The following is a 6,034-nucleotide window of genomic DNA, read 5'->3' as shown; positions in this document are numbered from 1 at the left end:
GGCTGGCGGCGGCCGCGCAGGGGGCATTTGGGGATGAGGCAGCGGAAGCCGGGCGTCCCTCCGCCGCGTAGCGGGACGACGTTCCCGCCGGCGGGCGGCGCGGGGGGCGCGGGCGGCGGTGTCGGGTTGGGGCCGAGCTGCACGCGTTCACAGCCTTTCTTCGGGCCGCTGCGGCGGCACATGAACATGTGGCCGGTCCACTCGGGGACGGGCGTGTAGAAGAACCGGATCGGGTAGTCGGTCAGCTTGGCCAGGGCTTTGACCTGGTCGGGGGTGGGGACGCGTTTGCCTTCCTCCCACTCGTCCACCATCGGCTCCTCTCCGCCGAGCGCCTGGTCCACTTCGGGGCCGTACAGTTCGCGGGCGTCGAGGGCGAGGGTGATCCGGTAGGGGACGGGCTGGATGCGGCCGGCGGCGATGTCGGCTTCGAGTTGCCGCCGTGCATGGTCGAGCCGCTGCTGGGACAGCGCTTCGGCGTACCGTTCGAGGTCACCCATCGGGCGGCTCCCACAGGGTTCGGGCCACGCCTTCGCTGCCGTAGGTGTCGCGGGGGCGGGAGGGTCGATCCCATCCGGCGTGCGGCGGGCGCTGGGCGATGACTCTCCATCCGGCGCCCTTCAGGCTGGAGCCGGACTCGCCGAGGCGGATCGCCTCGCATGACCCGTGAGTGCATGGGCTTGGGCTGTCGCAGAGGGGCCCGTGGATGACGGTGTGGTTGTAGGTGATCAGCCGGTCGAAGCCGAGGTCGTAGGTGACTTTCCGGGCGCGGCCGAACAGCATGGAGCCGACGTTCGGGGTGCCGTCCGTGGCGGAGCGGGTGATCTCCAGCGTTTGGCCGTTGTCGTACGACCTGGCCACGGGCCGGCCGACGATGGCGACGCCGTGCAGGGTCCGGGTGGCGGTGTCGGCCACGCCGATGGAGAACACGTGCCCCTTGGGCGGCCGCAGGTGGCGGTGCCACATCGCGATGAAGCGGCATGCCTGGCGGAAGTTGACGGGCACGAAACGCAGTTCGGGCGCGCCGGGGGTGGCCCCCGCCTGGCGGGCGAGGGCGATCGGGGCGAGGGTGGAACGGCTCATACGATCGCCTGCCGAGGGGTGGCGGCGTTCATGCGGGCCTCGCGGGCTTGACGGCGGGCGACGATCCGTTTGGAGTGAGTGCGCTGCCACGGCAGGTTGTTGCCGTCCCGGTCGCGGCATGGCTCGTCGGCCGGGGCCGCGCACCAGGCGACCGGGCAGCCAACCTCCCACCGTTCGTTCGCCTGGTGCTGGGCCCTCTCGCTGGCACGCTTCGCGGCTGGGTGTTCCTCGAACGCCTTGTTCGGGCCTTCCTTTTCGACGGAGGCTGTGAGCCCCTGGTAGGTGTCGAACCTCTGGTCGGCGATTTCGGCGATGGCCCTGACGAGGTGCAGCTTGTAGACGCCGGGCTGGTCAGTGACTTCGGCGGGCGGCGCGGCGGGCACGGCCCGGCCGGAGCGGTCCTGCCGCGCTTTGCGCACAGCCTGGCGGACGTGCGCGGGCTTGAGCCAGTCGATCGAGTCGCGGTAGTGCTGACGGACGGCGGCCATGACGTCGTCGAACCGCAGGTCGCCGATGATGTCGCCCCACACCGCCAGGTCGGCCTTGCCGAAGGTCCGCTTGTCTGCGGCGGCGATGTACTTCAGGACCTTCTCGAACTCGTCGTCGGTCACCAGGAACCTCCAGGCAGGGCGGTCGAACCCGTGGCGGCGGGCTCGCCGGGGATGGTGAGGCTTTCGGGGGTGGACATCCACTCATCGAGGCGGCCGTCAGCGGCGGCCTGCCGGTAGTCGGCCATGAGCGACTCCACTTGGGAGACGCGAAGGTCGGACGTCGCTACGCGCTGCTGGCCTGGAGCGGTCTGCTGGGGGGCAGCGCCTCGCACAGCCATGAGCGCGGTCTCGAACGCCTGAAGCGACGGGAAGCGGCGGGTCGGGTTGCGGCGCAGCGCGTACGCGACTTCCTTCTGCGTGTAGTTGTCAGCGAGCGCCGACTCGATCAGCTTGACCAAGCCGGGGAAGCCCGTCGCCCCCGCCGACTTGCCGATCTTGGGCACCTGGTTGGCGTCGCACTCGTCCCACCACCACTGGGCGACCTCAGTCGCCTGCTCGAACCGGAGCTGCTCCTCGGGGGTGCGCTCCTTCGTCTTGCGGGTGCTGGCCTTCTTCTTCGCCGTGGCGGCGGGAGGCGGCGTGTCGTCGCCGAGGAGACTCCCCTGCTGCGCCTCGCCCGCAGGAGATGCCGACGAAGGAGGCATCTCCTGAAAAGAGGAGTTATCTGATGGGAGTTCTCTAGGGGAGTTGGGGGATTGTGAATCCCCCCTGGCGGGATTCACAATCCCCCCTGGCTGGGATTCAGAATCCCCCCTGGGCGTCTCCGGCAGGGGGGACTGAGAATCCCCTCTAACTTCGGAGCCCTCTTCCTGCTGGTCACGCGGCCGGAGCGAGTGCGGCCGCCGCTGCGGCACCTTCGTGCCCTTGTCGCTGCGCGAAGCACGCTTCGGGGCCGGTGGCAGGTCGGGGCGGTCGTCCGGCTGGAGCGGCGGGCGACCTTTGCGGGCGCGCTCGGAGTTGAGCTGCTCCATCTGGGCGGCGCTGTACCACGAGTACGGGATCTGGATGTCGTAGACGACGGGCCGGTAGCGGACGTCGATGTACGCGGCCACGGACTGGTCGCCGAGCTTGATGAGGCCGCGCTCCTCCAGGTCGCGCAGCGTCCGCTGGACGGTCTTCGGGTCGCACATGGCCCCATCGGCGAGCGTGGCCTTGGACTTGTAGGCGTCGCAGCCGTCATCGTCGGTGCGGTGCGCGAGATCGACGAGGACGAGCTTCTCAGTGGGGCTCTTGACCGGGGCGTAGTGCATGGCCCAGTCGCTGGACAAGTAGCTCACGCGTTCGGCCCCTCAACGTGCAGGTCGGAACGCTTATAGGGCACAGGGCAACCACGGGCAGCGTCAGCTACGCTCACGGTGGCCTCCTTATGTTGCTGTGGAAGGTTGCTGAGGGGGGCACCCAGGCGTCAGAGCGTTGGCGCGCTCTGCCTGGCTGCGACGGCGGTCCCGCTTGGGGCCGCCGTTGTGGCTAGAAAGCGGTCGGCGGGATCGCCGGAGCCGCTGAAGTTGATGGGGTGGGGCAACGCGCAGGGGTCACGTGGGTCCTCCCGGTGGGGTGGGGGCACCCCCTGACGGCGCGGTGCTCGCGGGCACGCCCGCTTGCAGACAGCGTTGATCGGGCGGTGACCTCATCGAGGACAGCGCCGTCAGGGAGCGCACGCACCCCACCAAGGGCCAGGCGTTTACGTCTGCCTACGACCCAGCGCGGGTAGTGTGATCTACGTCACGCCACGGCGGGGAGGGCGAACACATGCCAGTGATCCGCGCACGGCGCGACCACACTCTGCTCCGCCCCCACCCGGTCCGCGTATGCCTGCGCGCCGTCCTGCTCGTCGAACACCGGGGCGGTGTCCGACTGGCAGCGCAGCCACGGCCGGCGACAGCCCGAATCGTCGATCGCCCCGCCGATGTGGAAGCCCTGGCAGGAGTCGCACACGTACGTGTGCTTCTTCTCCCCCCGGTGCGCCCGGCGCGCGACCCGGCGGGCGGAGCGGCGAGTGCTGTACCGGATCTTCCCGGACTTCATGCAGCGCACGAAGGTGGCGTCCTCGTGCGACCGCGTCATGACGCACCCCTGTGGGCCGTGCTCATGAGCCCGCGCCGCGCGCTCTCGCTCTCGCCGCCCCACACGCCGTACGGCTCGCGGGACTCGATCGCCTCGTTCAAGCACCTAGCCCGCACAGAGCAGCCCCCGCACACCTGCTTGGCCTGGGCCACGGCAGCCTCCCCGGCTTCGGTGTCCGGGGACGCGATGGGGAAGAAGATCTCCGGATCGACGTCACGGCAGGCCGCGCGGTGAATCCAGCTCATTGCGGGTTCCTCTCCGTGTCGGTCGTCAGGCCGGGCAGGGTGGCCAGGCCGGTAAGCAGCGCGTGCGCCAGCGCGCGGATCCGCTCGGGCGCAAGCACTTCGGCGACGAGCTGCTTGTCCAGGTGCTTGAACGGCGTGGGGTCGCCCTTCTTGAGGGTCAGGCCGGGCACGACCTCGCCGTGCCGGTCCACGGGCGCGCCCATCTTCACCGCGTGCTTCTTGATCTCGGTCACCACGGCGGGGGCCAGCACCTGCATGGTCAGCACGTTGTGCCGGTAGTGGTCCGAGGCGAGCGCCCACGCCACGAGGCGCGGGTCGTCCGGCTTCAAGTCCGCCTCGGTCTTGCCGTCGTTCATCTGCGTGTAGCCGAGCCGGGTGCCGCCGATGTAGCCGCTCTGGCGGTCCTCCACCGGCATCACCGGCTTGCCGCCCTCCGCGATGGCAGTCAGCCCGTCATCGCCGAGCGCGATTAGCGCCTTGCTGATCAGCTCCAGCAGCCGCCCCGCCAGGTACAGGCTGGACGCTGCCTCACGGTCCACCACGGCGGGCGCGCCGGCCTCCGTGGCCTGCTCGATGCTGATCATGCCGCACCCGCCGTGGTGTTCGGCTGCCCGTACGGCAGGTCCAGGCTGGCGCGGCGCTGCTCCAGCAGCCGGTACAGGTGGGCGTAGTCGTTCTGGCTGACCGTGCCGTCCGCCTTCTCCTGGCGGAGGTTGGTCTCAACGGTGTGCAGGTCCTGCTCGGCGTCCTCTCCGCCGATGACCGCGATTGCGTGCGCCCACTGCGCCACGAACAACTTGTCGTCGAGCACGTTGTCGGGCATCGGCGGCCCGTCCTGCGCCTCTGCGGCGGGCTGGGCGGGAGCGGCGGCCGGACGGGCGGCCCTGCGGTTCTCCTTCTTCGCCTGCTCTCCCTCCCGGACGATCAGCGCACCGAGCGCTTCCACCTCGCGGTGCTCGTTCAGCACGGCCGCGCGCAGCAGGTTGGCCTTGGCCGCCAACCGGTGCAGTTCGCGCAGGTCGTCGTCCGTCATAGCGGGGTCGAGCGCCTGGTCGCGGATGTCGATCGCGTCCGGCACCGGGTCCCCGTTGCCCAGCCACTCGGCGATCACGTTGCCGAGATCCTCCCCCGGCTCCTCAACCACCGCGCCGACCGGAACGTCCAGCACCCGCGACTTCGTCACGGTGCCCGCGTGCGCCATGTCCAGCGACAGCGTGAAGTGGAAGTCCGCGTCGAAGTTGTCGCGCTGCTCCGGCTTCGTCCCGTACTTCACCACGCCCATCCGGCCCTCGCCGAGGTCCTGGAGTTGGTAGTCGGCCCGCGTGCGCAGCGTCACGATGAGGTGGCCGGGGAAGGACAGCAGCGCGTCGAACAGCTTCTGCTCAAGCCCTCGGGTTTCACCCCACGCCTTGTTGTTGTTGCCGTTGTACTTGTTCAGGGTGAGGTGGTCCACCTGGGCGATCAGCCCGCCCCGGCCCGACCAGTACATGGTGGCCGAGTCCACGATCAGCGTGTCGATCCGCTGCTCGGCAGCGACCGCGAGCGCCTCGATGAGCAGTTCCGGGTTACCCGAGTTCATGGGCAGGTGGACGAAGTCGAAGTGCTCGGCGTACAGGGCGGCGGAGCCACGGTTGGTGTCCACGACACCGACCGTCCCGCCCATACCCCGCGCCATCCGCAGCGAGGTCCACGTCAGGCCAGAGCCGGAGGGGCCCTGGATCACGACGCGCGACTTGAACGCCACGCGGACGGGAGCCTCGAAAGCGAGGTTGCTCACGTGTTTCCTTCCGGTTGTGCGGTCGGAACTGGGGCCGCTCCCCTGCTCCGACTGCGGCTGAAGTGCCGACCAGACCGGAAGGTCAGCGGGTGAGGCGCATGAAACCGCCCCACCCGACTTACCGTCCTGATCCGGATGCACATCAAAGAACTATACTGGATCTTTAATCAGCCTAGTCCGCCAACCGGCACACCACAAGCGTCACGTTTGATCACAGACCCCTGGGAAAGTCCCTCGGCACTCCCCTAAAGTTGGGCTGAACGGTCTACCCTTGAGCCGTCACTCAGGAGCCCCCGCAGCTTCCCCACCCCTCGGAG

Annotated in this window: 8 protein-coding genes; all 8 read right to left on the bottom strand. The window is 69.4% G+C overall.

The annotated features are described in order from the left end of the window. Positions 1–497 (bottom strand): hypothetical protein (locus EJK15_RS67025; RefSeq protein WP_206062268.1); only part of this gene is annotated, 497 nt, incomplete at its 3' end. Further along, positions 490–1,080 (bottom strand): XF1762 family protein, encoded by a 591-nt coding sequence (locus tag EJK15_RS67020; RefSeq protein WP_240778093.1) that lies wholly within the window; start codon positions 1,078–1,080, stop codon positions 490–492. The genes EJK15_RS67020 and EJK15_RS67025, both read right to left, overlap by 8 nt. Continuing rightward, a complete protein-coding gene (locus EJK15_RS67015) occupies positions 1,077–1,691 on the bottom strand; it encodes a hypothetical protein (RefSeq protein ID WP_138720553.1) in 615 nt (204 codons plus the stop codon). The genes EJK15_RS67020 and EJK15_RS67015 overlap by 4 nt, the downstream gene beginning before the upstream one ends. Then, on the bottom strand, positions 1,688–2,908 hold the full coding sequence (locus tag EJK15_RS67010; protein WP_138720552.1) for a helix-turn-helix domain-containing protein: 1,221 nt from the start codon (positions 2,906–2,908) through the stop codon (positions 1,688–1,690). Before EJK15_RS67010 ends, EJK15_RS67015 begins: the two co-directional genes overlap by 4 nt. A gap of 445 nt (positions 2,909–3,353) precedes the next feature. Then, on the bottom strand, positions 3,354–3,695 hold the full coding sequence (locus EJK15_RS67005) for a hypothetical protein (RefSeq protein WP_138720551.1): 342 nt from the start codon (positions 3,693–3,695) through the stop codon (positions 3,354–3,356). Continuing rightward, positions 3,692–3,940: a WhiB family transcriptional regulator gene (locus EJK15_RS67000; RefSeq protein WP_138720550.1), complete on the bottom strand. Its 249-nt coding sequence runs from the start codon at positions 3,938–3,940 to the stop codon at positions 3,692–3,694. Before EJK15_RS67000 ends, EJK15_RS67005 begins: the two co-directional genes overlap by 4 nt. Beyond that, a complete protein-coding gene (locus EJK15_RS66995) occupies positions 3,937–4,524 on the bottom strand; it encodes a hypothetical protein (RefSeq protein ID WP_138720549.1) in 588 nt (195 codons plus the stop codon). Before EJK15_RS66995 ends, EJK15_RS67000 begins: the two co-directional genes overlap by 4 nt. Further along, positions 4,521–5,717: an AAA family ATPase gene (locus tag EJK15_RS66990; RefSeq protein WP_171075393.1), complete on the bottom strand. Its 1,197-nt coding sequence runs from the start codon at positions 5,715–5,717 to the stop codon at positions 4,521–4,523. The genes EJK15_RS66995 and EJK15_RS66990 overlap by 4 nt, the downstream gene beginning before the upstream one ends. Positions 5,718–6,034 lie beyond the last annotated feature (317 nt).

It is taken from the genome of Nonomuraea basaltis, from assembly GCF_005893125.1.
GTDB lineage: Bacteria > Actinomycetota > Actinomycetes > Streptosporangiales > Streptosporangiaceae > Nonomuraea > Nonomuraea basaltis.
The sequence above is the reverse complement of the archived record's forward strand: the minus strand, read 5'-3'. Positions and strand labels throughout refer to the sequence as shown.

What these genes read in the sequence shown, in the direction of transcription:
- EJK15_RS67020 (WP_240778093.1), bottom strand. Translation starts at nt 1,080, where the DNA reads ATGAGCCGTTCCACCCTCGCCCCGATCGCCCTCGCCCGCCAGGCGGGG.
- EJK15_RS67005 (WP_138720551.1), bottom strand. Translation starts at nt 3,695, where the DNA reads ATGACGCGGTCGCACGAGGACGCCACCTTCGTGCGCTGCATGAAGTCC.
- EJK15_RS67000 (WP_138720550.1), bottom strand. Translation starts at nt 3,940, where the DNA reads ATGAGCTGGATTCACCGCGCGGCCTGCCGTGACGTCGATCCGGAGATC.
- EJK15_RS66995 (WP_138720549.1), bottom strand. Translation starts at nt 4,524, where the DNA reads ATGATCAGCATCGAGCAGGCCACGGAGGCCGGCGCGCCCGCCGTGGTG.